Origin of the sequence: Dyadobacter koreensis (genome assembly GCF_900108855.1) — a bacterium.
Classification (GTDB): Bacteria; Bacteroidota; Bacteroidia; order Cytophagales; family Spirosomataceae; genus Dyadobacter; species Dyadobacter koreensis.
The window spans coordinates 115,649-142,036 of record NZ_FNXY01000005.1 but is presented as its reverse complement, the minus strand read 5'-3'; the positions used below and the strand labels follow the sequence as shown (position 1 = coordinate 142,036).

Genomic DNA, 26,388 nt, shown 5'->3' with positions numbered 1-26,388 from the left:
CGTGATGGTGATTCCCGCGGTTTTAAACCCAGAGGTGAATTTGCGCCCGGTCAGGACAGACCAAGAGAAAGATCAGAAGGAAGAAGTTTTGATAAACCAGGTTTCGGTAAACCTCGTTCAGAAAGAAGCAGCGATGCGCCGCGTTCTTTCAAACCTACTCCTTCAAATGGAAGACACGAAAAACCCGCTTTTAAAAAAAAAAGCGATTTTAAAGAGGTAGTTGCGAAAGATCCCGAAACTGAAAAACGGCTTGCAGAAGAAGCCGCGAACCGTCGTGTTGGAAGATTTGAAACTGCTCCTCGTTATGATTTAAGTGGTTACGATAAAAAACCAGGCGCAAAAAGAAAGCAGGAAAGTTCTGAAATGCGCTTGAACCGATACATTGCCAACGCCGGTATTTGTTCCCGTCGCGAAGCAGATGACTTGATCGCATCGGGACAAATTTCTGTAAATGGAAAAGTTGTTACGGAGATGGGTCATAAAGTTGAAACATCTGACGTAGTTAAGTTTGGCAAGAAAGCATTAAGCCGTGAAAAACTGGTTTATGTATTGATTAACAAACCAAAAGATTATATCACCACAACTGACGATCCTGAGGAACGTAAAACAGTTTTGGATTTAATCAAAGGAGCTTGTTTTGAGCGTATTTATCCGGTAGGTCGTTTGGACAGAAACACAACCGGATTACTTTTGATGACAAACGATGGAGAACTGGCTGAAAAGCTGACGCACCCTTCAAACGGAATCAAGAAGATCTATCAGGCTGAACTTGACAAACCAATAACAACAGAAGATTTCGAATTGCTTCAGGCTGGTTTGGAATTGGAAGATGGTTTTGTAAAACCTGACGAACTAGGAATTGTTACGCCAGATGCCATGGTTGTTGGACTAGAAATTCACAGCGGAAAAAATCGGATTGTCCGTCGTATGTTCGAACATCTGGGTTATGAAGTACAAAAACTCGATCGTACTGTTTTCGCCGGGTTAGATAAAAAAGATTTACCGAGAGGTAAATGGCGTTTCCTGAGTGAAAAAGAAGTTGTGAGATTGAAATTTATGCTTTAATAATTTTCAAATACCCATACAAAAAAGGTCTTGGAATTGATTCCAAGACCTTTTTTGTGTCGTATTTATCCAGCTGAGGCTATCAGCTGAATTTTATTACATCCTGAATCCGAACGAATAAACATCATACGGTGCATCTGCATACAAACCTTCAAATTGAACCATTGATTCCGATTTTCCGGCAAGCGAAGCTTCAAGTTCTTTAACTGATTTAACTGGTTTGCCATTCACTTTGGTAATGATGAAACCTTCTTCCACACCCGTTCTGGCTAGTTTTCCTCCGTCAATCGAAAGAACTTTTACACCACCGTCTACTTTATAACGCGTAAGGCGTTGTTTCTCCTGATCTGTAAGATTACCAAACTGTGCACCCAACGTCGTCATAACAGCAGCCGATTCGTCGCGTTTGATCACATCAGACCCACCCGTGCGGTTTCGCAAAGTCACATTAAGATCTTTTTCAGTACCATTACGGTTTACAGTCACAACAACTTTATCACCAGGCTTATGAAGACCAATTGATTGCTGCAGTTCAGGAATTGAATGTGTGTTCAATCCATCCACTTTTACAATCACATCACCTTTTGTAATACCACCTGCTTTCGCTGCACTGTTTTCAGTAAAGTCACGTACGTAAACACCGTCGTTCACCTTTACACCATATTCTTCTGCCTTACGGCTATCCAGCTCATCCAATGATATACCAAGATATCCTCGCTGAACGTTTCCAAACTTTACTAAATCTCCGGAAACCTTCTTCACAATACTGGAAGGAACTGCAAAGGCATATCCTGCAAAACTTCCTGTCGGACTGGCAATCGCCGTGTTAATCCCGATTAGTTCTCCTTTCAGGTTTACCAAAGCACCACCACTATTACCAGGGTTCACCACAGCATCTGTTTGAATAAATGATTCAAGAGGCGAGTCTCCGGCTGTTGCGGCTGTTGGTCTGGCATTTCCGTAACGACGATTCTGCGACTGGCCGATAATTCCTAAACCGCGTCCCTTTGCGCTAATTATACCGGCAGTAACAGTTGATTCCAGATTAAAAGGATTACCAACCGCAACTACCCATTCTCCAACTTTTACAGCATCCGAATTCCCAAAAGTAACCGCTGGCAGATTTTTTGACTCTACCTTAATCACAGCGATATCTGTCGATGGATCGGTACCTATAACTTTTGCACGAAGTTTGCTTTTATTTGAAAGCGTAACTTCCAGTTCCTGAGCTCCCTCAACTACGTGGTTGTTTGTTACTATGTATCCGTCAGGAGAAATAATAACACCTGAACCCGATGCTTCGGAAGATTGAGGTCCGCGAGAACCGCCACCGAAATCATCTCCAAAGAAGTCGCGGAAAATATCCGGAATATCACCCTGACCTCCACGCGAAGTTCTTGTCATGGTTGATTTGATATGCACAACGGTCGGCGTGGTCGCTTCCGCAGCATAAACAAAATCACCAGGAGACCCGGCAGGTGCACCACTCGACGTAAAACGTGCCAGCGATTCCGCAGGAGATTCTTTGAAGATTACATCTCTCTCACTATCTGAACTTAAAAGTTTGAAGCCTGCAAGGGTTGTTGCGCTCGAAAGCAGCCCAACCAAAACCAGAGCTTTCCAGTTTGTTTTCATATCCATCTGTTGGGGTTATAATTTTATTGATTGAATAACGTAAACTAACTTATAATTTATTCCCTCCGTATGACCATTTAACATATTTTAACAAAGGTATGAATCTGAAAATTCACTAAAACATCTTTGTCGGGAATAATTATGCACAACCCGATAAAAAAGGCGTTATTCATGATAAATAACGCCTTTTCCAAAATTAAATTTTAAGCAATTTCGATTTCACGTAATGGCTTTTCCTTTGCCTCCTCGCGTTTAGGAAGTTCGATATTAAGAATACCATCTGCATAAGTTGCAGCGATCTTTTCACCATTTACCGAATTTGGTAAATTAAAAGTCCTCTGGAAAGAACCATATCTGAATTCTCTGCGGGAATACTTTTCAGTTGTTTCTTCTTCTTTTTGTTCTTTCTGAGCCGAAATTGTCAACTGATTCTTTTCAAGATTTAATTTGAAATCTGATTTTTGCAAACCAGGCGCAGCAACTTCAATCCTGAATCCTTCCTTGCTTTCAACAACGTTGACCGCAGGAATACTTCCGGCATAAGCAGGAGCGAAAAATTCATTCAATGCTTCTTTGCCAAAAAATCCATTATACAATTTAGGATTTGCGAAGTGGGTTTTTACTAATGTGCTCATTTTTATAAGGTTTTAATTTTGTGATTTTAAATTTAGAACCGTTGCGATATGACGGATAATTTAAAATATCTGTACCGACTCAAAAACACAAATAAAAACAAGACATAATGGCACTAAATATTCCAAAATCAAAAAATACATGTCATTTTGTCCTAATTCAATGGCTAGGAAGCTTCAAAATGTCATCAGGCGATAAAAGTGCCTTTTGATTTCAATGAAATATATCACCAAACTCAATTTGAGGCGCTGGAAAGTTTTAAGCAGACAACATGAATACTACGCTAATTTGAAATATTTTTCAACTAGCATTTGACAAAAGCAAACTTGGAAATAAGAAGTGTTTTATTTGAGCTCTAATTGTTCACAAGCTCTTTCTGACGCAGATTGTTCGGCCTTTTTCTTGGTAAAGCCATTACCAACAGCGAACGGCTCGTCGTTTACTAAAATCTGAGAGATAAATTCACGGTGATGACGTGTACCGCGTTCTTCCAAAATTTCGAAGCGGATTTCCTTGCCTTCCCGTTGCGCCCATTCGATGATAAGGCTTTTGAAGTTAATATTGTTCTGGATAATATCATCCAGATCGTAATGCGTCAGCAACTTGCTGATAATAAATTTACGGGTAAAACGAAACCCCTTATCCAGATAAATCGCTCCGACAAAGGCTTCCAGCGCATCGCCATACATAGAGGATCTTGGCGACATACCGCGACGGTTTCCATCGTATTCGATAAGTCTGTCTAAACCTAATTTACGGGAAATCTGGTTTAGCGATTCACGATTAACGATCCGGGAACGGATTTCAGTAAGAAATCCTTCGTCTTTGTAGGGATATTTGGTAAATAAAAATTCGGCAACAACCATCCCCAGCACCGCGTCGCCCAGATATTCAAGTCTTTCGTTTGATTCACGAAAACCCTTGATCGCTGTTTCACGAGAGGCAGATGTATGACGAAATGCTAGTTGGTATACACCCAAATTTGATGGGCGGTCACCAATAACATGCGCAATAGATTCCTTAAATTTCTTATCCTCAGGACTTCCGGTTCTAAATAAAGCGAGGATCGGTAAAAGAATTCGTTTTGCCAAAATCAATAAGTTAATTATTCCTCGAACCTCTTGAAAATAACAGAAGCATTATGACCGCCAAAACCAAAAGTATTACTTAGGGCTATATCGACCTTGCGTTTTTGTGCTGTGTTGAAAGTAAGGTTCAACCGTGGGTTAATCTCCGGATCATCCGTAAAGTGGTTGATCGTCGGTGGAATAATTTGATCCTGAATTGCCATGATACATGCTGCTGCTTCAATTGCTCCAGCTCCTCCAAGCAAATGCCCGGTCATGGATTTGGTAGAACTGATGTTCATGTTATAAGCATGCTCACCGAAGAATTTCTCAATGGCTTTGATTTCCTGTGGATCACCGATTGGTGTTGAAGTACCGTGCGTGTTGATATAGTCAATATCTTCAGGCTTTAATCCGGCATTTTCAAGTGTATTTTTCATTACCATGTAAGCACCACGTCCTTCAGGATGTGGGGCAGTAATGTGGTATGCATCAGAAGACATACCTCCGCCGATCATTTCGGCGTAAATTTTAGCGCCGCGAGCTTTGGCATGCTCGTACTCTTCAAGAATCAACGCTGCACCACCTTCTCCCAAAACAAATCCATCTCTGTCTTTATCGTAAGGACGTGACGCTGTTTCAGGCGACTCATTATTTTCTGACAATGCTTTCAAAGCATTAAAACCACCCACACCCGCATTAGTAATCGCCGCCTCGGAACCTCCTGAAATACATACATTCATCATACCCAAACGGATATAATTGTAGGCATCGATCAGCGCGTTGGTTGCAGAAGCACATGCAGAAACAGTAATGAAAGTTGGTCCGCGAAAGCCGTAACGAATGGAAAGAACTCCCGATGCGCTATCAGCAATCATTTTCGGAATAAAGAATGGGTTGAAACGTGGATTTCTTCCACCATCTGAGAAGTTCAGAACTTCATCCTCAAATGTTTTCAAACCACCGATTCCCGAACCCCAAATTACACCGGCTTTGTCGAGATCAAGTGTATCTGCGTCAAAGCCGGCGTCCTTCATTGCTTCGTCAGTTGCAATTACGGCATACTGGGTAAATGGATCCATTTTACGAGCTTCCTGACGCGGAATGTAATCATGTATGTCCAGCCCTTTTACCTCGCAGGCAAAACGGGTTCGAAACCGTTCGGCATCAAACCTTGTTATAGGCGCAGCACCGCTGACGCCCGCAACTAAATTTTTCCAATAGGTGGCAACATCATTTCCAATAGGCGTCAATGCGCCCATACCGGTAATTACAACTCGCTTAAAACTCATAAAATAGGGACAGAAAAAGAAGATGATACTGGAAAGCGTAAACTATTTTACGTTTTCTTCCAGATATGCAACAGCCTGACCAACTGTACCAATGTTCTCGGCTTGATCATCAGGAATAGAAAGGTTGAATTCTTTCTCAAATTCCATAATCAACTCAACGGTATCTAGAGAGTCCGCTCCCAAGTCGTTCTGGAAGTTTGCTTCTGGCGTTACCTCCGACTCTTCTACGCCGAGTTTCTCGACGATAATTTGCTTAACTCTTTCTGCAATTGCTGACATTTTGTAAACACTTTTTGGTTAAAATCGCAACAAAGAAAGATATTCTACTTCACTTTGTCAACATTTTTTTAATACGTGCAATAATACTGTCCACAAAGACGGGGAAATAAAAGAAACAGAATATCAAATGCTTAACCATATAAGTTCCACGAATACAACGAATCACATAGAGAAGATTGCAGATAACCTTACCTTTACAGAACTTTATTAATTTTTGATTATTAGTATTATGTTGTCAATTCCAAAACTAAAAAACACTGATTCTCCCCAGTTTTTCCTGATGGCTGGCCCTTGTGCAATAGAGGGAAGAGATATGGCATTGCGTATTGCGGAACATATTGTGACTCTGACAGACAGACTTAAAATCCCTTATATTTTCAAAGGCTCATATCGTAAAGCCAATCGTACAAAAGTGGATTCTTTTACCGGAATCGGTGATGAGAAAGCATTGAAGATCTTGCAGGAAATCAGCCAGACTTTTGGCGTCCCGACGGTTACCGATATTCATGAATCGCATGAAGCAGCTTTCGCTGCGGAATACGTGGACGTTTTGCAGATCCCCGCTTTTTTATGCCGTCAAACGGAATTAATTGCGGCAGCTGCGCGTACCGGAAAAGCGGTGAATGTTAAAAAAGGACAATTTCTTTCCGGTGCCTCAATGAAATTTGCAGTTGAAAAAATAAATGACACGAATCCTGATTGCCAGGTTCTGCTAACCGATCGTGGTAACAGTTTTGGTTATGGTGAATTAATTGTGGATTATCGCAATTTACCTGCCATGCGTGCTTTTGATGTTCCGGTAATTATGGATTGCACCCATTCGTTACAACAGCCAAATCAGGAATCCGGTGTCACAGGCGGAAAACCAAAATTGATTGAAACAATTGCAAAAGCGGCAATCGCTGTTGGCGCTGACGGTCTTTTTATTGAAACCCACTTCAATCCCGCAGAAGCAAAATCGGATGGCGCCAATATGCTGCCGTTGGATCAGCTTGAAGGATTATTGGAGAAATTAGTGCGGGTGAGGGAGTCGATTTTGTAACCAACCCTTAAAATTAAGATTGCGGTGCTGGCCGCAATCTCATTTTTCAGAACTCTATTATGAAGAAACAGTTTACACGTTACATTTGTCTTGTAATTTTTATCTGTCAGGGCCTGTTTTCAAATTATGCTTCGGCACAGGCTGTTGATTCAGTTTATCAGGATTCTCTGGTTCAGAAACATGATTCTTTGAGTCCAAAGAAGGAAGAGAAACTGTGGCAGGTTCGCCCGATAGAAGCTGTGGCTCCTGTCTCTCTCGCGCTGGCCGCTTTCGTTACGCAGGGATCGATCAGCAGACATCTTCAGTCGCATGTCGTTAGCAGATATCCCGATTTCAGCACCAGAAATTTCGATAACTATCTTCATTATTTGCCTGCCGTTGTAAGTTTAAGCCTTGGCGCTTCCGGTGTGAAGGGAAAACATTCCTTTGGTGATCAGCTTATTCTTGCCCTTCTTTCCAACCTTGTGGCCCAGGGAGTGACGGGAAGCTTGAAAATGATATCACAATATCCACGTCCAAACGGCGAAGACAATCATTCCTTTCCTTCAGGCCATACCAGTAATGCATTTACCAGCGCGACTATACTTCATGAAGAATATGGACACAGGAGCGTCTGGTACAGTGTAGGAGGTTATACTGCGGCGACAAGCGTGGGAGCGATGCGAATTATGAAAAACAAACACTGGCTTGCAGACGTTTTAATGGGTGCGGGAATTGGGATTGCTGCAACCAAAGTAGTTTATATCAGTTATCCGTGGCTGAAACAAACGGTTCGCCGAATCCGAAAAAAGTAAAAAGCATTAAAAAATTTCTCTTTTCTGAATTTCCACTGACATAGGGTTGTCAGTAGAGGCCGTTTATTTTGCGGAACAACTAACAAAATAAACGCTTATGGAATTGAAGAAGGTGCACCCGATGCAGGTTTTGTGTTTTGAAACAAAAACACAACTTTCGGAAATTGGAGATTATGTCCGCGTTGTCGCTCATAAAATGTACCAGGCTGCCGTTCAAAACGATTTGGAGATAACGGGTCCTGTTTACTGGATTTATGATGGGATGGATGGAAATCCTGAAACTGTTTTTTCTTTGACCATTGCGCTGCCGATATCTTTTAAGGATAACTATCTGGAAAATTCCGATTTTAAGTTGAAAAGTCTTATGCCATTTCAATGCGTTTCAGAACAGCATCTGGGCAATTGGAGTAAATTAGGAGAAACATATGGATCACTGATCCCAACAATACTTTCCGGCGGTTTGACTATGAGTGGCGAAAATCGTGAAATTTATTTAAATATGGATTTCCAAAACCCCGAAGCCAATATAACAGAAATTCAAATTGGCATTACCGAGCACTGATATTCTATGTCTTATTGCGACTACGTAAACAACAATCCTTCCGATCTTCCGGATTATTTATTGCATAAACATTATCACGATCATCAATATGGTTTTCGAATCGATGATGATGATGAGCTTTTTGGGCGATTGCTTCTGGAAATTAATCAGGCAGGTCTGAGCTGGACTTTGATGCTAAGAAAGCAGGATAGTTTTCGAAAAGCTTACAGCGATTTTTCTATCGAGAAAGTCGCTGTATATACCGAAGAAGACAGGGAAAGATTATTGCAGAACCCGGGAATCATACGAAACCGATTAAAAATAAATGCTGCTATCGTCAATGCACAAAAAATTGTAGAGCTAAAAAAAGAATATGGTTCTTTCAAAAATTGGCTTGACGCACATCATCCGCTGACGATAACTGACTGGCTGAAATTATTCAAAAAGAATTTTAAATTCGTAGGCGGTGAGATCGTGAATGAATTTCTAATGAGCACCGGTTATTTGCCTGGTGCTCACAGTGTTGAATGTCCGGTATTTAAGAAAATCGAGAGAAATTAATTTCCTCTCTCCTCTTCCAAAATTGCCAGAGCAAGTTTTATCTGTCCGTAATCATATTTTTCATTCAGCAATTCAAAAAGAGGCTTCAAAGGCTCGTCACGGCGAATGCTTAATTCCTCAGCAGCTTTAACGATGATGTTGTAAACATTTCGGTCAATCAAAGCTTTCAAATTGATCTCGTGACCATCTTCCTTCAATTTTACCAAATGGGAAATAATCCTCACCGGATTAAGGTCGCGTTTCTCAGCAATTACCTTCAATGAATAACCGGCTTTAAACAAATCCCAGGTTTCTATATAAGTCATTCCCTTCGCAATCCGAGTTCCGGGTTGTGTATTTTCTTTGGCAAAAGCTACAATTTCTTTAATGAAAGTATCTCCATAATTTCGATAGCGCTCAGTTCCAATTCCGGAAATAGCTTTCATCTGGGCCTCGGAAATTGGGCGTTTTTGTGCCATTTCAGATAATGTAGAATCCGTGAATACCACATAAGGAGGAACACCCATCCGATCTGCAATTTGCTTCCGAAGCACACGCAAACGTTCAAACAGCGCGTCTCTGATAATTTCCTGTTTTGGCTTTTCTTTGGGAAGCTTCGCTTCTTCCCTGGATTTTCTTTCAGATAATGGAATAAATTTAACCAGCTCGACTCTTCTTTTTCCATATAACACCTGATTACTCGCAGGATTTAATTTAAAAGAATGTGCCTCATCGTAAGCGATATCCATCACACCGGAATTCAACAACTGACTGATATATTCAGCCCATTCCTCGCCGCGCAGATCATGCCCAACACCGAACGTTGGAAGTTTATCATAACCATGCTGTAAAATATTTCGGTTTTTACTTCCCCGTAAAATATCAATCAGCATTCCCATCGCCACTTTTTCTTTCGTCCGGGCAATGCCTGAAAGTGCTTTTTGTGCAATAACTGTTGCATCAAAACGCGACCTTGGATTGCGGCATACATCACAATTTCCGCAGTCCTGATCAACTGCTTCGTTGAAATAACTTAACAAAATCCTTCTCCGGCAAATATCCGCTTCCGCGTATTGCTTCATCCGGTTCAGTTTAGCATTCAATAATTCTTTCTGTTCCTCCGACTGATCCGAATTCGTAATCATTTCCTGGCGGGTAATGATATCCATATAACTGTAAAAAAGCACAGTATCCGAAGGCGATCCATCGCGACCGGCGCGACCAATTTCCTGATAAAAGCTTTCTACGTTTGACGGAAGATTATAATGGATAACCCAGCGGACATTGGATTTATCAATCCCCATTCCGAAAGCAATCGTCGCCACAATAATCTGAATATCATCTTTCAGAAACTGCTCCTGCACTTTTGATCTTTTTTCTGACGGAAGACCTGCGTGATAATATTCAGCCTGAAAACCAGCTTTTTGCAGACTCGCCGTCACCGTTTCAGTACCTTTTCGGCTTAAACAATAAATGATTCCGGGCTGTCCGTTATGCTTGTTCAAAAAACTCTGAATCTGCTGTATTCTGCCTCTTCCCGGTAAAACATTCAAACTTAAATTGGGCCGGTCAAAACTGGCGACAAATGTTTGCGCGTCTTCAATTCCAATTTGTTTTAATATGTCTTTCCGCGTTACACGATCCGCTGTGGCTGTCAGAGCAATAACCGGAACATGAGGGAAATATTTTTTCAAAGCATTTAACTGCCTGTATTCCGGACGAAAATCATGTCCCCAGGAGGAAATACAATGTGACTCATCAATGGCAAAAAGGGAAACATTCCAATCTCTTAAAAACTCAAAAGTATTGCCCGAAAAAAGACGCTCCGGGGCGATGTAAAGTAATTTTAATTCTCCGATTTTCAGCTGCCACATGACCTTATCCTGTTCGGCTGACGAAAGCGAAGAATTCAGATAAGCTGCATTGATGCCATTTCCCCGAAGTGCTTCTACCTGATCTTTCATCAATGCGATCAATGGAGAAATTACAACGGTCAGACCGTCACGTAAAATTGCCGGGATTTGAAAGCAGACTGATTTCCCTCCACCTGTGGGCATCAAAACCAGGCAGTCATTTCCGGCCATAACCGTATCAATTATCTCTGCCTGCTGCGGGCGGAAAGAATCGTAACCATAAAATTGTTTTAAAGCCTGTTCCTTAGTTATAGACATGATGAAGTGATTGCGAAGCGGTCAGCGATTGCGGTTTTACAAGATTTTTTCCTGTTTCGAACCTGAACATTGTAATGATAAAACGAAAATATCTGCAAAAGTAACGATTCAAAACTGATACATGAGCTGCGCTTTCAATTCACTGCGCTTTTTCCCCTGTATCTCATTAAGACCTGAGCTTATTTCTTCCAGTTTGACATACCTTGTCTGAGACCAGCGAATCCATAGTTTCATTTTCTGAAAAAGCGGATAACGAAGCATCAGATAGTGCCGCGTTCCCTGGTCATAGTAGGCCGGAAGTGAAAATGCATACAACATGTCTTTCTCATAAACATATTGCCGGCTATCGTAATTATCAGTTTTGAAAAAAGCAATCCGCGCACTGATTTCTATTTTTGAGAGACGGTAATTCAAATCCTGAACAATGGTAAAACCGGAAGATTTTGATTTTCCTTCATACCAGAAATCGCCGCCCTGCAAGCGCGTGCGAACTGAGAATTTTAACGGAACTTCATACTCAAAATTAATCATTACGGTTCTGCGAACTGTTGTCAACACCTGCGGTATCGGAAAAGGTGAATCCGGCTCATTATGCGCTTTATGTTTTTCATGAAAAACAGCATACATATTTAACCTCTTATTCGGTTTCCAAAGTGCGTGAAGAAAATAATCCTGACCGTCAGACGGCGCATTGATTTGATATTTCAGCCATGGGAAATGAAAACGATCGTAAAATCCGCTGAATTGCCAGCGCCGGTTCGGAGCATAACGAAGTCCCCAGTAGACGCCGGTTTCATTAACAGGCCTCGTTGCTTCACTGATCGATCCTCCATATAGGGAATGAAAATCGCGATCATAATGTCGTAACAGCAAAGTGAAATCAACCGTTTTTCCGAGTCCGGTGATAAAACCAGCAAGGCCACCTACTCCACCACTTTTCGACCGCGCACCTTCTCCGAAAAAGTGCATATTCTGCCAGCGGTAATCTCCATGAATTCCGAAAACGATATTCTGATTTCCCTGAAATTCAAAATTGTTGTATAGCTCATCTTTCTTGTGTAAAGTGGCATTGTAAAATGTATTCAAAACCGAAATCCCAATTTGTCCACGCTGCGAACGCAACTTGTAAAGCGTATGAAATCCAATATTTTGTTCTCCAACAGCCCCATGATTGGCGCGTTCGGTTATCGTCCGATGATAGCCAGATATCTGTAATGTTGAAACAGTTAACTCATCCTGAACCGTCGCATTATTTTCAACGCTGCCATCTCTTCTTGTATATGAATAAAACAAAGTCACATCCAAATTCTTTCGAGCCGCATAGGTAGCAGCAATTCCACGAAAGAAGCCCGCTTCCAAAACAGAGGTGAAAGGACGCAAACCAATTGTACTTCTGTATGTTGTCCTGATCACTTCCGAGCCTTTTCCCAGTGAGAAACCTCCTGACATGATCAAGCCTTGTCCGGCTTGCATTTGAAAATCACCAACAACGAGATTTTTGATTTTTCCACGATTTATGATCTGGGCGTGAAAGGATGTAAAATCGGCACCGAAAATTTGTCTTCCGGGTTTCCAGGTCAACGCTTCGCCAGCATCATTTTCCATCGTAAAGCCAAAACTATATTGTCCCGCACGGGCATATCGATAACGGATACTTCCATACAGAGGCTTCCCGGCATAACGGGAAGTGGAACGCCCCGAGGTATCAATTTCCGAAAATCCCTTTTGCTGTTCTAAAATCCGCCCGGAACGAACCAATAGAAAATGTTGGGTTGGGTTTTTGAAAGATTCTCTCAATGGCAACGGTTTGGGCCGAAGAATCACAAAAGGCAATAGTTTTTTTATCGTGATTAAATCAAAATCAGGTACGGCCTGCAATTCGTAAAGCGAAATAAACGGACCTAACTTTTGACGATATTCAAAAAAGGAATTAATCTGGATTTCAGACAACAGCATTGTTGAGGCCAGATCGTCAGTTGTTACGACATTCAGATCGAGGGGATTGGTATAAAGTTGAAATAATATTTCAAACAATCCTTCATTAATATTATCCTCCGAAGCGATGGGGATCAGATCCTGAATAAACTGATTGATATCAATTTCGGGACGTGGCGGTTCTTGTGCAACCAGTTTCCGGAGAGGAATAAATATGCATAAAACTGTTAAAACATATAACCGAAAAATCGCACATGAATGCCTGATCTCAGGTTTCACGTGCGATTTCCGGTTATCTTTCCTCATCGCTAATGGATTTGAGTTAAGGTCAAAAAGCTTTTAAACTTAAATCCAGACTTTGTATCTGGTGAGTTAATGCGCCGCTTGAAATGGAATCAATTCCCGTTTCTGCGACTGCGCGCAATGTTTTTTCGGTAATATTTCCGGAAGCTTCCGTTTCAAAACGTCCGTTAATCCGTTTCACCGCTTCGCGCATATCAGCGAGTGAAAAATTATCCAGCATGATAATATCTACCTGGCCGACGCGTAAAACTTCATCCACCTCCGCCAGGTTGCGTGTCTCTATTTCAATCCTTAAATTCTTACCGTTTTCTTTAAGATAATTTCTTGCGTTCGTAATCGCGGCTTCAATTCCTCCTGCATAATCGACATGATTATCTTTCAGCATAATCATATCGTAAAGCCCCATCCGGTGGTTAACCGCGCCCCCAATTTTAGTTGCCATTTTCTCAAAAAGACGAAAATTAGGTGTCGTTTTACGCGTATCCAGCAATTTTACGGGCAAGTCACCAATAATATCAACCATTTCTCGCGCATAAGTTGCAATACCGCTCATTCGCTGCATGATGTTCAACAAAAGCCGCTCCGCTTTTAGAATTAACTGGGCGCTTGCTTCGATCGTCAAAACAATATCTCCAACTTTGATACGCGCACCATCCTGGATAAATACCTCCACTTTAGCTTTTGGATGATTGTATAACTCCGCTGTTTCTTCCAAAATAACGAGGGCAACTTCAACACCTGCCAAAATTCCATCCTGTTTTACCAGCAAACGTGCCTTTTTCATGGCGGTCGCCGGCACGCTGGATAATGATGAGTGATCTCCGTCTCCTATATCTTCAATTAACGCCAGGTGAATTAAATCGCGTAATACATGCGGGTTGGTTTCCATATTTAAGAATGATCTGTATTCAGGATTTAAATAAAATCAAAACTGAAAATATTTATTTCCTTCAATACTTTATAGATACGTTTTTTTAATGATGAAGTCACAAAATCAGAAAGTCTGATTTCGGTATGCCATGTTATAACGGATGGCAAATGAAAAAACATTTGTTTTTTGAGCTACGTTCACATCCGCGGATTTTGTGTTTCGGATTAAACAGCGGCCGTCAAGAAATAAATTATGAGCCAGCGAATATGTCAAACGTAGGTCTGTAAAGGAAGTTTTTGCAGAAATTCCCTGTCCGATTTTGTGCCCATAATCATTATCTGCGGGATTTACGCCCGTTCTCGTATCATAATCCAGAAGGATATTCGCGCCATAATTTGTAAAAGCGCCGGTTGGATCCAATCCTTGATCTGTAAAGGTTTGTGTTCCGTAAATCGAAAGTCGCGGCGTCGCCTTATACCTCAGGATACCAATGTATTCTTTAAAATTTGCACCGAGTGGATGCGCAAGCGATTGATTATAATGCACATAATTCCTTCCACCATCTTTATGAGAATAGGTATAAGGCCTCACGATATTGGTTTCCAACTGCAAATCCAGATTAGGAATTCCAAAGGCGTCAACCACTTTCCCCCCCAACTGAAAACTATATTTATTTGTCCAGGATCCGTCGCCGTTGAACATATGTTTTGTTAAAAACTCATCTAAAACAAACTGGCTGTAAATAGAAGCTTTCTTACCGACGAGCCATTTAAAGTCAAAACCAAGCAGCGCATTATCCTCGCTTCCGATATAGGATTCAACATAACGGTAAAAAATAATCGGGTTAAGATAATTCAGATCATAACCTCCGCTGGTTGAATCACGGCTGAAAACTTCCGCTTCAAAAACGCCGACGTTTATTTTATCAGTAAGGTTGATACTCAAATGATGAACAGCTGCGAATTTTTTTGACCGCAGAAGGCCTTTGCTTTCCTGCTCGTTAACCATGCTGGTCCACAAGTTGGTATATTTAAAACGGCCAAGCTGAGTGTCAATCCGAAGAAATAAATAGGGACTGCTGTTATCAGAAAGAAGCAACGAGCGGTAACCGCTTCCAAAAACATTGACATCCTGGCCAAATTTTACATTAATACTTTTTAGTGGACGAAAAGTGATATACCCACGAGCAGACAAAAAATCAACTCCTCGTTCATTCTGTATTTTCTTGGCAAGACCTTCACCGGGGAAATTATATCTCCTGGTATAATCCGTTACATACTTTGGAAATACACCCTGATTGTCTCCAACAAAAGTATAAAACCCAAGTTTTTCATTGATCATCCCACGGATTTCGATGCCCCGGCCCGTCAGCCAAAGCGGCGAACTCACATTGTTATCGCTGCCGATAAAATTATTGGTTGTAAAATTTAAATGCAGGTCAAAATCTTTGTCGTGATAACTGTAAAAATCCGCAGTGTGCTGCCAGAATTTTCGTTGTCCGTTCGCTTTTCTTCCCTTAAATACTTTAAATTTATTTCCCGGATCCAGACGGGAAAGTCTGGCGTACCGTGCGGAATCCGTTGCGGCAAATCCGTTTGTAAATTCCCAGCTGTCTTCTCGTAAATAGTCAATTGTTTCCCAATCGCGCTCCGTCAGAGAAACATTTCCTTCTTTTAATATAGAATCCGTCAGCTGAACGATTGCCTTTCTCTCAAATGGTTTTACATTTGAATGAAATCCCTCGGAAAACTTACCCCGCTTGATTTCTAACCGGTCGATAAGGTGATAATAATCGTCGTTTATTGGAACAAAACTACTCTGCGCCTGAGCATAGGATGACGTAATTAGTATAAAAAAAGCATATATAAAGAACTTGTCGAAGCGTTGGTTCATAGATAATAGATTCTATTATGCAGGTAAAGATTGGCAATTCCGCCAAGTAATTGGATCGAAAGTGTCAAATTTCGTCAATCAAATTGTAATATCTTATATCGAATAGGTTAAAATACAATCAAAGTTATGTTTTTACTGTCCCAGAAGCCTTCTATCGTTGATCATTTCATTGCAGAATTACGCGACGTTGACTGTCAGAAAGACCGGATGAGGTTCCGCCGCAACATTGAACGTGTTGGAGAAGTACTTGCTTATGAAATTTCAAAAACTCTTACTTACCGGTCAGAATCCGTAGAAACTCCGTTGGGTAAAGCACCTTCCCGCTCACTGCTCCAGCCGATTGTGCTTGCCACGATTCTGCGTGCCGGACTGCCGCTTCACCAGGGATTTCTTAACATATTTGATCAGGCTGATAATGCATTTGTTGGCGCATACCGCGGACATAATCTTAAAGATGATGAATTTGAAGTAGAAATGGACTATATCACCAGTCCGGACCTGAGTGGTAAAACATTGATACTTATCGATCCGATGTTAGCAACAGGACGCTCGCTGGAAAAAGTTTATCATGCACTTTTACGTTTCGGAATACCTGCTCAAACGCATATTGCATCGGTAATTGCAAGTCCGGAAGGCGTTGATTTTCTGCAAAAACGTGTTCCGCAATGCAGATTGTGGGTTGGTGCAGTAGACGAAAGATTGAACGAACAATATTATATCGTTCCAGGCCTGGGAGATGCAGGCGATCTGGCTTACGGTTCTAAATAAAATTACCTCAGCTATAGGCGGTGATCGGTCAGACACCGAACTGAATAAATTTGTCAGCCATCGACATTTTACCGAATGCCGATAGCTGACTGCCGATATCCAATTAATCAATTTAAAAGTTCATCAAAAGTAATTGAAACATAATACATCGCTCCGACGGAGGGATTCGCCCAACCGGTTGTGTAAAGTCTTCCGGTAAGATTAGTTCCACCCAGTTTCACGATCGATTTAATGGAAGAAATTTTTCTGCTGATCTGTGCATCCAAAGTTGAATAAGCTGGAATAACCGTCTTTCTTTGGACATTTGCTGCAATACTCGCCACGGTCGCCTGCCAAACCATACTTGTCTGATGACGAAAAGTAATTCCAAATCCCCAGCCGCTTTTTTTGATATCTCGGTTTGAAAAACCAAGATTAAAGCGGTATTTCGGAGAATTAAAAAATGTAACAAATGAAGGGTCATTTCTTTCCAGCTCGGCATTGTTATTTAAAATATTGCTGGTAAGATTTCCATTAAAAGTATAACCCTTGCCTAAAACATAATCCAGCCCGACTCCCCACCCTGAGTTTTTTACGGTTTGTGCTGAGTTAACAGGCATACTGTACGTATTTCTTTTGGAAGGATCTAACAGATCTGGGATCGGACCATTCGGATCTTTTCTCTGCAAAAGCACCGTAACCCCGTCGAAAGTGATGAATCGGTTAAAATAGTAAAAGGCATCAATGTAAAGTTTATTACCAAAAACACCTTTATAGCCCACTTCATACGTCTCCACCCGCTCCGGCTGCCATTCCCGAAACTGGTAAGGCTTCAAACTTCCGTCGGTCAAAGACTGCTGCGTGATAGCCGTTTGCTCAAAAACTGCGTTGGTTTCCATATTGTATTTTTGACGGAAAAGCGGCAAGCCCCCAACCAGACGAACACTCGGAGTTAATAGATTTATATATTGGTTTTGAGTGGTAGGAATTCTGAAGCCGCGCTGAAAAGAGGCCCGGAAATTGTGATCCTTCGCAACCGTATAAACTCCGGAAATCCGAGGACTGAATTGCCCCTTGAAATTCATATTCTTATCATAACGAACAGATGCGGTGAGTTTAAATACATCCGCAAATGTTTTTGATGCCTGCGCATAAGCACCATATTCTCTGATATTAAATTCCTTTCCCGTCGGTGTTCCGTCCTGGGTCTCGAATAATGTCCCTTCCGAGTTCAGGTCATAGATTCGATAATTCGCTCCTGCAATCAGTTCAACCGTCTTAGGATTAATCAGTTTTGTGAAATTATACATGAATTCACCATGATATAAATTCGACTTATCAAGAAATTTTGCTCCGCCTGGAATTGGTTTCGTCTTGATATCGTCCAGTGTCGACTGGAATTTTGTACCACCAGGCAAATACATCTCGTTGGCTGTATTGATTCCCGGTGCAAGTGCATTATTCATCCATTGCGTGCTGTTTGCGCCTGCATAAGTATTTGCCGCCGCGGCCGCCGACTGAATTGCCTGCGCAGGAGCCAACCCTCCAGCCAGTCCGGCTTGATATGCCTGAAGCAAAGCTCCTCCATATTGTGTCAGTGCAGTTCCCAAAAATGACGGAAGCCCGATTCCCAATGCCGTTTGCAGATAAGTCTGACTTGCTAATCCTCCTAAAACACCCAATGCGTGCGCATCACCTGAATTTTCTCGGGTCATGTAAGCCCGCACGAAGAAATTGCTGCCCTTAATTTCTGCTTTGTACTGACCAATCGTGAAGTTTTGAATATTATAACGGTCAGCGGCAGTATACACAGCTGAACCTCGTCCCCAATTGGCCTGTAAAATAGCTTCAACGTTATCGTTTAGCCTGTAATGAAGAGAGGCATTTAATTTCAGACTTTTAGCTGGATAATTGGTCAAAGAATTCTCAGCATAACCAGGCGCACTTAAATAATATTGAGGAACCACTTGTCCAAAAATCGACCGGGCTACTTCCAATTGCTGCTGAGGAGTTTGAGCGCCCAAAAGCTGGGGAAGTGTAAGATTACCGGCCTGAGGAATTTGCGTTGAATAAATTGCACCCAGAGCAGCGGAAGTACCATTCGATCCGTCTCCAGGTATACCATTGGCATACAAAACGTTATAAACATTGGCGCCCACATCTCCGAACCAGTTTACACCGTCATAGGTCGGGTTGTTCAGAATATTATCTGTATTGTTTTCTAAGGTCGTATTGTTTGTCAAACTTTGGTCACGATAATCCGTTGCCTGCCAATCTTTTGCTGTCAGATATGAGGCATTTACTTTAAAAGCAAGCCGGTTATTAAACGCTTTTGCATAACGTATCCCAAAATCATAAAAAGGTGTGTTTTCCTTCGCGCGATTGGAAGCACTCATAATCCCCGTTTTTCCATAAGCGCTCAGCCCTTGAAAAGTAAAGGGTGATTTACTGTTCATTAAAATAATCCCGTTAATCGCATTCGGACCATACAGTGCAGAAGCAGCACCCGGTAAAATCTCCACACTTTCGACGTCCAGCTCCGGAATACCGGCCACATTTCCGACTGCAAAATTGAGACCCGGTGCCTGATTATCCATTCCATCAATCAGCTGAACGACACGGGTATTTCCATTGGCGCCGAATCCGCGAGTGCTCACCGACTTAAAAGTCAGCGATTGTGTACTCATTTCGATACCCTTTAAATTTTGTAAAGCATCATAAAAGGAAGCCTGAGGAGTTTCACGAATGGTCCGGATGTCGATTTTTTCAATAGAAACAGGAGACTTCATGACACTTTCCTCGACACGCGACGCCGAGACAATGAGTTCTTTACCAAGAACAGCTTGCTCAACCAGTTGAATGTCAATATGAGACAGACCTCCGGTAATGCCGATTTCCTGCGTTTCGAAACCTACGGAAGAAACTACGAGCGTAAAAGGCGGAGCAGAGGCTACAGACAGGTTAAAGTTTCCATTTGCATCAGTGATTGTCCCGATCACTTTTCCTTTAACCTGAATGCTAACACCGATCAGTGCATTGTTCGTCGAAGCTTCTACTACTTTTCCACCAATATCGGTTTGCGAAAAAGCTTGTGTACAGCAGAACAGCCACATCATGACAAAGCATGATGCTTTTTGGGTAGATATACTATTCATCTTTATAAGTGGGTTATTAGTTTGTTGTTATAGCAAGTTATATGAATAATTAATATTTCAATAACTTTTATTCTATTTATTCTACGATTATCAATAAAATTTTCTTTTCTTTATGATGGTTACTGAGAAAAATGCAAGATTTAGTTTCACGATATGAATAAACTTATAAGTAAGCTCTGCATTGATATTAAAATAATCAGATCCTGATACGGGGAGAGCGTGCGAAAAGGGAGTCGATACGATAAAACTGATTTCAAAATCAATTCTTAATACGTAACGGTTGGAGAGATGAATGGTTTATACTTAGCTTTACCGTACGTTAAAAACTATTAATTTACACTTCTACAATGCACAATACATTTGTTATAATAATGGCAGGAGGAGTTGGAACGCGTTTCTGGCCGTTTAGTCGTACTGATTTTCCGAAACAATTTCACGATGTACTTGGTACCGGAAAAACGCTCCTCCAACAGACAGTAGAAAGATTTGAGGGCGTTTGTCCTCCCGAAAATATATATATCGTAAGTAGTCAGGAATATAAAGGAATCATCAGGGAGCAAGTACCGATGTTATCTGATGATCAGATTCTGCTTGAACCTCACCGCAGAAATACTGCTCCGTGTATCGCTTACGCGTGTTATAAAATTGCATCTCAAAATCCTGACGCAAATATCGTTGTCGCCCCCGCTGACCACATAATTTTAAAAGAAGATGTATTCAAAGACACGATCCGTATTGCCTTAGGTGCCACCAGAAATGAAGATATACTGGTGACACTGGGAATTCAGCCGACACGGCCGGATACAGGATATGGATACATTCAATACATTCCTGATAAACTGACCGTCAAGAAAGTTAAGTCATTTACAGAAAAGCCTCATCTGGAACTGGCAGAACAATTTTTGGACAGTGGAGATTTTGTTTGGAATGCCGGCATTTTCGTATGGAACGCGCGAGCTTTCAAACGTGCAATAACCGAATACCAGCCTGATATTGCAGAAATCTTTGAACGCGGAACACCGCATTATTACCGCGAATCAGAGGAATCATTTATACAAGTAGCATATTCGCAGTGCGGAAGTATTTCCATTGACAATGGAATTATGGAAAAAGCAGACAACGTACATGTTGTTTTAAGCAGTTTTGGCTGGTCAGATCTCGGGACGTGGAAATCTTTATACGACGTATCGCCAAAAGACGAATTCCAGAATGTGACGGAGGGAAATTTAATTTTACACAACACCACAGATTGCATTATTAAGACGCCTCAGGAAAAACTTGTGGTTGTCAATGGTCTTGATGGCTTTATTGTCGCTGAATATGACGGCGTCTTATTGATTTGCAGAAAGGAAGAAGAACAAAAGGTGAAAGAGTTTGTCGCGCAGGCTAAAGAGCTACATGTAAAGTACGTATAGAAATTTCAGATATTGAAAAAAGGTGATCTCCCGGTCACCTTTTTTGTTTTTAAATTCAGATATGTTGTTTCGTAATATATTTTGCAAAGTTAAAATGATATTATTTTAAGATTTTACTAGCTTCGTTGAAAATTCCCTAATCTTCACAACGAACTTTTTCATGATCAGATCAAGAATTGGCATTTTATTGCTTTGCCTGACCAGTACTTTTATTTTAAATAACTGTGCAAAAAAAGTGCTTTCTGAGGAACGACTGGCAGATCAGGTTTCTGATTCGGAAAGTATTACAGGTAAAAGTAATTATATCAATTCACCCTTTCTTACAGCTGGCGACCGCGTGTATATGGTTGGTCATCAAAACGGGACCTTTCCGGATCTCGGCTGGCATGTGGCTGGTGAAATGGGCGGAATCTGGGATCATCCCATTAAGCTGCTTGACGGATTTACTGCTTCAATAACCATTGATAATCAATCTATTTGCCTAAATCAGGCAGATACTTTTGTTAATTATCCTTATGCCAACAAACATATTTTCACTTCTGGCCTGAAAGATATCAAGGCGGAACGTTTTCAATTTGTTCCTGACGGAAAAGAGGCTGTCGTCATCGAATATTCATTTACAAATACCGGCAGCGAAAACAAGTTACTGACCTTTGATTTTAATGCATATACAGATTTACGTCCGGTTTGGCTTGGCGAAAAAACCAACATGGTGGATGCCGCCGACTTTGCTTCCTGGAACGAAAATTCTAAAAGCTGGATGGCCAAAGATAGTCTGAATGAATGGTACGTCACATTTGGTTCTGAAACTGAGGCACAGAAACATCAGCAAAATAAAAAATCATGTGACTACAAACCCCAGGGGAAAGGTTGCCAGGCCTCGTTGATTTATGAAATTTCCCTTGAACCAAATACAAGCAAAAGCATATCCATCGTCATCGCTGGCTCGTATAAATCGGAATCCAATGCGAAGGAGACTTTTGCTGCTGTCAAACAAAATGCTTCAAAGTTATTAGAAGAGAAAAAGAAGCGATATGCCGGGTTGGCAGAAAAGACAAAACTTACAATTCCTGATAAAGATCTGGAGCAAGCCTTTCGCTGGGTTAAGTACAATACGGATTGGCTGGTCAGGGACGTGCCCGAAGTGGGTCGCGGATTATCCGCAGGAGCGCCGGATTATCCCTGGTGGTTTGGTGTGGACAGTGAGTATTCTTTACAAGGATTGATTACCACCGGCCGAAAAGATCTGGTATATCAATCGATCGATAACATTTTCAAGTTGTCAGAAAAAGCGAATGGAAATGGCCGGATCGTACATGAAGTTTCTACGAATGGCGTTGTTTTTAATCCTGGAAATGTCAACGAAACACCACAGTTTGCTATCCTGATATGGACTGTATATCGCTGGACAGGCGATAAGGAATTTCTGAAAAAATACTATCCGACCATCAAAAAAGGACTTGAATGGTTGTTAAAAGAAAATGACAAAGATGGAAATCTGCTGCCTGACGGATTTGGTATGATGGAAATTCACGGCATGAACAGTGAGATGATCGATGTTGCCGCCTATACCCAAAAAGCTTTTTCGGTTGCTTCTGAAATGGCAAAAGAAATGGGTGAAAATCAGTTGGCCGAAAAATATAAAAATATCTCCGGGCAAATTCGACAAAAAGTTAATCAGGATTTTTGGGTAGCGGACAATAACTCATTTGCCGATTTCATTGGCACAACAAAACAAGCCATTCACCTGATCGATGATGCCATCATCAGGGCAGATACTTTGAAAAAACCATGGGCTGTTGAAGAACTTCGAGCGAGTAAAAACCGATTATCAAAATTACCCGGAGATAAAAAACAGGGTTTTGTAGTACATCATAACTGGGTTGTGAATACGCCGATGGAAATGGGTATAGCTGATTCTGCAAAAGCGATCTCAGCATTAAATACAGCTACTAAATTCATTAATCCTTTTGGAGTGTTTGTCACCGGCATTGACCGCGACGAATCCGCTGGAAAAGATGAAAGTTCGGCTGCTGTGAACAAAAAAGTTTTCAACTATACCGGTGCGGTAATGACATTGCCAACGGGCGTTTTAGCAATTTCAGAAAATAATTACGGCAGACCGGACGAAGCTTTAAACTATTTGAAACGTATGACAAAATCTTTCAGTTATGCGCTTCCGGGATCTATTTATGAAGTTTCCCCTGATTATGGCATGATGTCTCAGGCGTGGAATATTTACAGTTACGCAGTTCCTATTGTGACTCAGTTTTTCGGTATCAATCCAATTGCTTCAACGAAAACAATTTTCATCAGCCCACAAATGCCTTCTACGTGGAATGAGGCAAATTTGGAAAACATCTTAGTTGGTGATAATGAAATTGACATAAAATACACTAAAACCAAGTCCTCAATTAATCTTGATCTGACGCAAACAAAGGAAAATTGGAAACTAAAAATTGCTTTTCCTCAAAATAAATACACAAACTGGATTGTAAACGGAAAAGAGATTAAGCCAAAATCAGTTGGAAAATCCGACTTCATAGAAGTTACCGGAAAAGCAATTTCACTAAAACTAAACAAGACGCTGTGAAACTCCGTGTCAAACTCCCCTACCTCTGCGTTTAACCCTACCGATTTATTTCGAAGAAGCGGACATCTGCTTTTACTTTTTCCAGAATCTTCTGAGATCTTTCAGGCCTTGCGTCCGTTATAAAAACCTGGCCCAGAAAACCGTCATCGATTAACTCGATCAGTTTATTAATTCTTCGGTCATCCAGTTTGTCAAAAATATCGTCCAGCAGCAGAATCGGTGTTTTTTCCTTTTCTATTTTAAGTAATTCAAATTGCGCCAGTTTCAAGGCAATAACGAAAGATTTCTGCTGTCCTTGCGATCCGAATTTTTTCAACGTTATTCCATCAATTTCGAAAACATATTCATCCTTATGCACACCTTTTCCTGTTCGTTGTGCATGAAGATCTCTTGAACGGTTCCTGCGAAACTCGGATGGAAAATCTGATGAAGAGACCTCACTTTCGTATAACACATCGACCTGCTCTTTTCCACTGCTTAAAAACTGGTAATATTTTCTAAATAAGGGAAGAAACCGATCCATGAACGCACGCCGGTGTTCATAAATTCTGATGGCAAGGACTATTAACGGCTCGTTATAGGTATCCAGCAAATCTTCGTCAAGATAATTTCGTTCTGCGAAAAGTTTGAGTAAACCGTTCCGCTGGGTTAATATTTTATTGTACTGTAAAAAATCATTCAAATATTCCGGCGTTGCCTGCGCGAGTACACCATCAAAAAATCTTCTTCGTTCCTCACTTCCGTCACGGATCAGATCGGTATCGTTTGGGGCAATTAATACCAGAGGGAAAAGTCCGATATGATCACTTAATCTGTCGTAGTTTTTCTTGTCTGCCATAAAAACCTTCCGCTGACCACGCTGAAAACTGCAGGTGATCTGAATATTTTTATCAGAATCATTAAAAAATCCGTCCAGTAAAAAAAAATCCTGCGCATGCCGAATGCCTAATGCATCCTGATTATGGAAGGCACTTTTTGTAAGTGTCAGGAAGTAAATAGCGTCCAAAAGGTTTGTTTTACCACTTCCGTTTTCTCCAACAAGACAATTTACACGCATACCAAACATAAAACCTCTCTCTTCATAGCTCTTAAAGTACGTAAGGTGGAGCTTTTCTAGCCACATGAACTTCTTTGTTATATAGTTTATGCTTATTTTCGCAAATCATTTGCGTCGTTACCGGCAAAAACAGATCTTGTTCAAACCACTAACTTTAAGACAAAGTTCTGTCTTTATAAACGAGAACCAAATACATGGCCACCGTTACTGAAAAAAAGAAAGCATCAGCTCCCAAATTACAGCATTCGAAAGAACGCTATATGTTCTGGTTCGAGAACATGTTATTACAACGCCGGTTTGAAGAAAAAGCTGGCCAGCTTTACGGACAGCAGAAAATCCGCGGTTTTTGTCACCTTTATATCGGTCAGGAAGCATGCTCTTCGGGAGCTGCGACTGCACTGACGAAAGGAGATAAGTATATCACTGCTTATCGTGACCATGGTATTCCGTTGGCTCTGGGAACAGATCCAAAAGCGATTATGGCTGAACTTTACGGCAAGAAAACAGGAACAACCAAAGGAAAAGGTGGTTCTATGCACATTTTCGATAAAGAGAATGGCTTTGTTGGAGGGCACGGTATCGTTGGTGCACAAATTCCATTAGGAGCGGGTATTGCCTTTGCTGAGAAGTATAACAAAACAGGCAAACTTTGTATCTGCTACTTTGGGGACGGAGCAATTCGTCAGGGTGCATTCCATGAAGCGCTAAACATGGCGATGACCTGGAAACTGCCTGTTATTTTCGTTGTTGAAAACAATGGTTACGCGATGGGAACTTCCGTTGCGCGTTCATCTAACGTTACTGAATTGTACACATTGGGTGAGGCTTATGACATTCCTTCTGAACCTGTTGACGGAATGAGTGTGGAAGCGATCCACGAAGCTGTTTCTCGTGCCGCAGAACGTGCGCGTAAAGGCGACGGGCCAACTTTCCTTGAATTCCGTACCTACCGTTACCGTGGACATTCCATGTCTGATCCTCAGAAATACCGTTCGAAAGAAGAGGTTGAGGAATACAAACACCGTGACCCGATCGAGCAGATCAGAGCGGTAATTTTGGATAACAAACTTGCCACAGCGGAAGAACTTGAAGCGATTGATAAAAAAGTAAAAGAGATCGTAGCAGAATCTGTTCAGTTTGCAGAAGACTCCGATTTCCCGGATGCATCAGAAGCTTACACAGATGTTTACGCTGAAAATGATTATCCATTCATCATGGATTAATTTTTGATTATAACGTTATGAAAAGAAACCCGTCGACATGATCCGACGGGTTTTTTGAGTAATTTCGACTTTTAGTTAACAAAAAAGATCGCAATAGCCATTTTCCCCGTATATAGTGATCAATCCCTAAAAATTGT

At 41.3% G+C, this 26,388-nt stretch carries 20 protein-coding genes; 9 read left to right on the top strand and 11 right to left on the bottom strand.

The genetic code is table 11. From position 1 onward, the window contains the following. The coding region (locus BMY70_RS16175) for a pseudouridine synthase (protein ID WP_229209645.1) at nucleotides 1–1,065 on the top strand (1,065 nt) is incomplete at its 5' end. A gap of 96 nt (nucleotides 1,066–1,161) precedes the next feature. Here BMY70_RS16175 and BMY70_RS16170 read toward each other — a convergent pair. The 5 genes from BMY70_RS16170 to BMY70_RS16150 form a co-directional block, all read right to left on the bottom strand. Beyond that, the gene (locus BMY70_RS16170) at nucleotides 1,162–2,700 is read right to left on the bottom strand and encodes a Do family serine endopeptidase (RefSeq protein ID WP_090337818.1); all 1,539 of its coding nucleotides are present in this window, start codon (nucleotides 2,698–2,700) and stop codon (nucleotides 1,162–1,164) included. Between the two features lie 203 nt (nucleotides 2,701–2,903). After that, entirely contained in the window at nucleotides 2,904–3,335 is a 432-nt protein-coding gene (locus BMY70_RS16165) for an Hsp20/alpha crystallin family protein (RefSeq protein WP_090336877.1), read from the bottom strand. 342 nt (nucleotides 3,336–3,677) lie between these two features. Beyond that, the gene (rnc, locus tag BMY70_RS16160) at nucleotides 3,678–4,424 is read right to left on the bottom strand and encodes a ribonuclease III (protein WP_090337817.1); all 747 of its coding nucleotides are present in this window, start codon (nucleotides 4,422–4,424) and stop codon (nucleotides 3,678–3,680) included. 14 nt (nucleotides 4,425–4,438) lie between these two features. After that, nucleotides 4,439–5,692 carry a beta-ketoacyl-ACP synthase II gene (gene fabF, locus BMY70_RS16155; RefSeq protein WP_090336875.1) on the bottom strand — a complete coding sequence of 418 codons (1,254 nt, stop codon included), beginning with the start codon at nucleotides 5,690–5,692 and terminating at the stop codon, nucleotides 4,439–4,441. Nucleotides 5,693–5,734: 42 nt separating this feature from the next. After that, nucleotides 5,735–5,971 (bottom strand): acyl carrier protein, encoded by a 237-nt coding sequence (locus BMY70_RS16150; protein ID WP_015813362.1) that lies wholly within the window; start codon nucleotides 5,969–5,971, stop codon nucleotides 5,735–5,737. A gap of 229 nt (nucleotides 5,972–6,200) precedes the next feature. On the opposite strand from BMY70_RS16150, the gene kdsA reads away from it, so the two are divergent. The 4 genes from kdsA to BMY70_RS16130 all read left to right on the top strand — a co-directional run bounded on the left by kdsA (nucleotide 6,201) and on the right by BMY70_RS16130 (nucleotide 8,909). Next, complete coding sequence (kdsA, locus tag BMY70_RS16145) at nucleotides 6,201–7,013, top strand: 3-deoxy-8-phosphooctulonate synthase (RefSeq protein WP_090336873.1); 813 nt, start codon at nucleotides 6,201–6,203, stop codon at nucleotides 7,011–7,013. Nucleotides 7,014–7,072: 59 nt separating this feature from the next. Next, a complete protein-coding gene (locus tag BMY70_RS16140) occupies nucleotides 7,073–7,807 on the top strand; it encodes a phosphatase PAP2 family protein (RefSeq protein ID WP_090336870.1) in 735 nt (244 codons plus the stop codon). A gap of 97 nt (nucleotides 7,808–7,904) precedes the next feature. Then, nucleotides 7,905–8,369 (top strand): GyrI-like domain-containing protein, encoded by a 465-nt coding sequence (locus BMY70_RS16135; RefSeq protein WP_090336868.1) that lies wholly within the window; start codon nucleotides 7,905–7,907, stop codon nucleotides 8,367–8,369. Between the two features lie 6 nt (nucleotides 8,370–8,375). Next, complete coding sequence (locus tag BMY70_RS16130) at nucleotides 8,376–8,909, top strand: DNA-3-methyladenine glycosylase I (RefSeq protein WP_090336866.1); 534 nt, start codon at nucleotides 8,376–8,378, stop codon at nucleotides 8,907–8,909. Here the strand turns inward: BMY70_RS16130 and recQ are convergent. The 4 genes from recQ to BMY70_RS16110 all read right to left on the bottom strand — a co-directional run bounded on the left by recQ (nucleotide 8,906) and on the right by BMY70_RS16110 (nucleotide 16,061). Continuing rightward, the gene (gene recQ / locus BMY70_RS16125; RefSeq protein ID WP_090336864.1) at nucleotides 8,906–11,059 is read right to left on the bottom strand and encodes a DNA helicase RecQ; all 2,154 of its coding nucleotides are present in this window, start codon (nucleotides 11,057–11,059) and stop codon (nucleotides 8,906–8,908) included. The two genes, BMY70_RS16130 and recQ, sit on opposite strands and share 4 nt — an antisense overlap. A 108-nt stretch (nucleotides 11,060–11,167) precedes the next feature. Continuing rightward, nucleotides 11,168–13,300 carry a ComEA family DNA-binding protein gene (locus BMY70_RS16120; RefSeq protein ID WP_090336863.1) on the bottom strand — a complete coding sequence of 711 codons (2,133 nt, stop codon included), beginning with the start codon at nucleotides 13,298–13,300 and terminating at the stop codon, nucleotides 11,168–11,170. A gap of 22 nt (nucleotides 13,301–13,322) precedes the next feature. After that, on the bottom strand, nucleotides 13,323–14,186 hold the full coding sequence (gene nadC / locus BMY70_RS16115) for a carboxylating nicotinate-nucleotide diphosphorylase (protein WP_090336860.1): 864 nt from the start codon (nucleotides 14,184–14,186) through the stop codon (nucleotides 13,323–13,325). A 105-nt stretch (nucleotides 14,187–14,291) separates the two neighbouring features. Then, on the bottom strand, nucleotides 14,292–16,061 hold the full coding sequence (locus BMY70_RS16110) for a hypothetical protein (protein ID WP_090336857.1): 1,770 nt from the start codon (nucleotides 16,059–16,061) through the stop codon (nucleotides 14,292–14,294). Nucleotides 16,062–16,187: 126 nt separating this feature from the next. On the opposite strand from BMY70_RS16110, the gene upp reads away from it, so the two are divergent. Then, the gene (gene upp, locus BMY70_RS16105; RefSeq protein ID WP_090336854.1) at nucleotides 16,188–16,829 is read left to right on the top strand and encodes a uracil phosphoribosyltransferase; all 642 of its coding nucleotides are present in this window, start codon (nucleotides 16,188–16,190) and stop codon (nucleotides 16,827–16,829) included. 107 nt (nucleotides 16,830–16,936) lie between these two features. On the opposite strand, the gene BMY70_RS16100 is transcribed toward upp, so the two are convergent. Continuing rightward, nucleotides 16,937–19,963 (bottom strand): TonB-dependent receptor, encoded by a 3,027-nt coding sequence (locus tag BMY70_RS16100; RefSeq protein WP_090336852.1) that lies wholly within the window; start codon nucleotides 19,961–19,963, stop codon nucleotides 16,937–16,939. A 347-nt stretch (nucleotides 19,964–20,310) separates the two neighbouring features. Here BMY70_RS16100 and BMY70_RS16095 point away from each other — a divergent pair, with 347 nt between their 5' ends. Further along, on the top strand, nucleotides 20,311–21,378 hold the full coding sequence (locus BMY70_RS16095; protein WP_090336850.1) for a mannose-1-phosphate guanylyltransferase: 1,068 nt from the start codon (nucleotides 20,311–20,313) through the stop codon (nucleotides 21,376–21,378). Nucleotides 21,379–21,538: 160 nt separating this feature from the next. After that, nucleotides 21,539–23,971, top strand: a complete 2,433-nt coding sequence (locus BMY70_RS16090) for an alpha-L-rhamnosidase-related protein (RefSeq protein ID WP_090336847.1) — start codon at nucleotides 21,539–21,541, stop codon at nucleotides 23,969–23,971. Between the two features lie 37 nt (nucleotides 23,972–24,008). On the opposite strand, the gene recF is transcribed toward BMY70_RS16090, so the two are convergent. After that, a complete protein-coding gene (recF, locus tag BMY70_RS16085; RefSeq protein ID WP_090336845.1) occupies nucleotides 24,009–25,094 on the bottom strand; it encodes a DNA replication/repair protein RecF in 1,086 nt (361 codons plus the stop codon). A gap of 128 nt (nucleotides 25,095–25,222) precedes the next feature. Here recF and pdhA point away from each other — a divergent pair, with 128 nt between their 5' ends. Next, on the top strand, nucleotides 25,223–26,251 hold the full coding sequence (gene pdhA, locus BMY70_RS16080) for a pyruvate dehydrogenase (acetyl-transferring) E1 component subunit alpha (RefSeq protein WP_090336843.1): 1,029 nt from the start codon (nucleotides 25,223–25,225) through the stop codon (nucleotides 26,249–26,251). Nucleotides 26,252–26,388 lie beyond the last annotated feature (137 nt).

Coding starts and splice junctions, on each gene's coding strand:
- BMY70_RS16170 (WP_090337818.1), bottom strand. CDS start 2,700: ATGAAAACAAACTGGAAAGCTCTGGTTTTGGTTGGGCTGCTTTCGAGC.
- BMY70_RS16165 (WP_090336877.1), bottom strand. CDS start 3,335: ATGAGCACATTAGTAAAAACCCACTTCGCAAATCCTAAATTGTATAAT.
- fabF (WP_090336875.1), bottom strand. CDS start 5,692: ATGAGTTTTAAGCGAGTTGTAATTACCGGTATGGGCGCATTGACGCCT.
- BMY70_RS16150 (WP_015813362.1), bottom strand. CDS start 5,971: ATGTCAGCAATTGCAGAAAGAGTTAAGCAAATTATCGTCGAGAAACTC.
- kdsA (WP_090336873.1), top strand. CDS start 6,201: ATGTTGTCAATTCCAAAACTAAAAAACACTGATTCTCCCCAGTTTTTC.
- BMY70_RS16140 (WP_090336870.1), top strand. CDS start 7,073: ATGAAGAAACAGTTTACACGTTACATTTGTCTTGTAATTTTTATCTGT.
- BMY70_RS16135 (WP_090336868.1), top strand. CDS start 7,905: ATGGAATTGAAGAAGGTGCACCCGATGCAGGTTTTGTGTTTTGAAACA.
- BMY70_RS16130 (WP_090336866.1), top strand. CDS start 8,376: ATGTCTTATTGCGACTACGTAAACAACAATCCTTCCGATCTTCCGGAT.
- recQ (WP_090336864.1), bottom strand. CDS start 11,059: ATGTCTATAACTAAGGAACAGGCTTTAAAACAATTTTATGGTTACGAT.
- BMY70_RS16120 (WP_090336863.1), bottom strand. CDS start 13,300: ATGAGGAAAGATAACCGGAAATCGCACGTGAAACCTGAGATCAGGCAT.
- nadC (WP_090336860.1), bottom strand. CDS start 14,186: ATGGAAACCAACCCGCATGTATTACGCGATTTAATTCACCTGGCGTTA.
- BMY70_RS16110 (WP_090336857.1), bottom strand. CDS start 16,061: ATGAACCAACGCTTCGACAAGTTCTTTATATATGCTTTTTTTATACTA.
- upp (WP_090336854.1), top strand. CDS start 16,188: ATGTTTTTACTGTCCCAGAAGCCTTCTATCGTTGATCATTTCATTGCA.
- BMY70_RS16100 (WP_090336852.1), bottom strand. CDS start 19,963: ATGAATAGTATATCTACCCAAAAAGCATCATGCTTTGTCATGATGTGG.
- BMY70_RS16095 (WP_090336850.1), top strand. CDS start 20,311: ATGCACAATACATTTGTTATAATAATGGCAGGAGGAGTTGGAACGCGT.
- BMY70_RS16090 (WP_090336847.1), top strand. CDS start 21,539: ATGATCAGATCAAGAATTGGCATTTTATTGCTTTGCCTGACCAGTACT.
- recF (WP_090336845.1), bottom strand. CDS start 25,094: ATGTGGCTAGAAAAGCTCCACCTTACGTACTTTAAGAGCTATGAAGAG.
- pdhA (WP_090336843.1), top strand. CDS start 25,223: ATGGCCACCGTTACTGAAAAAAAGAAAGCATCAGCTCCCAAATTACAG.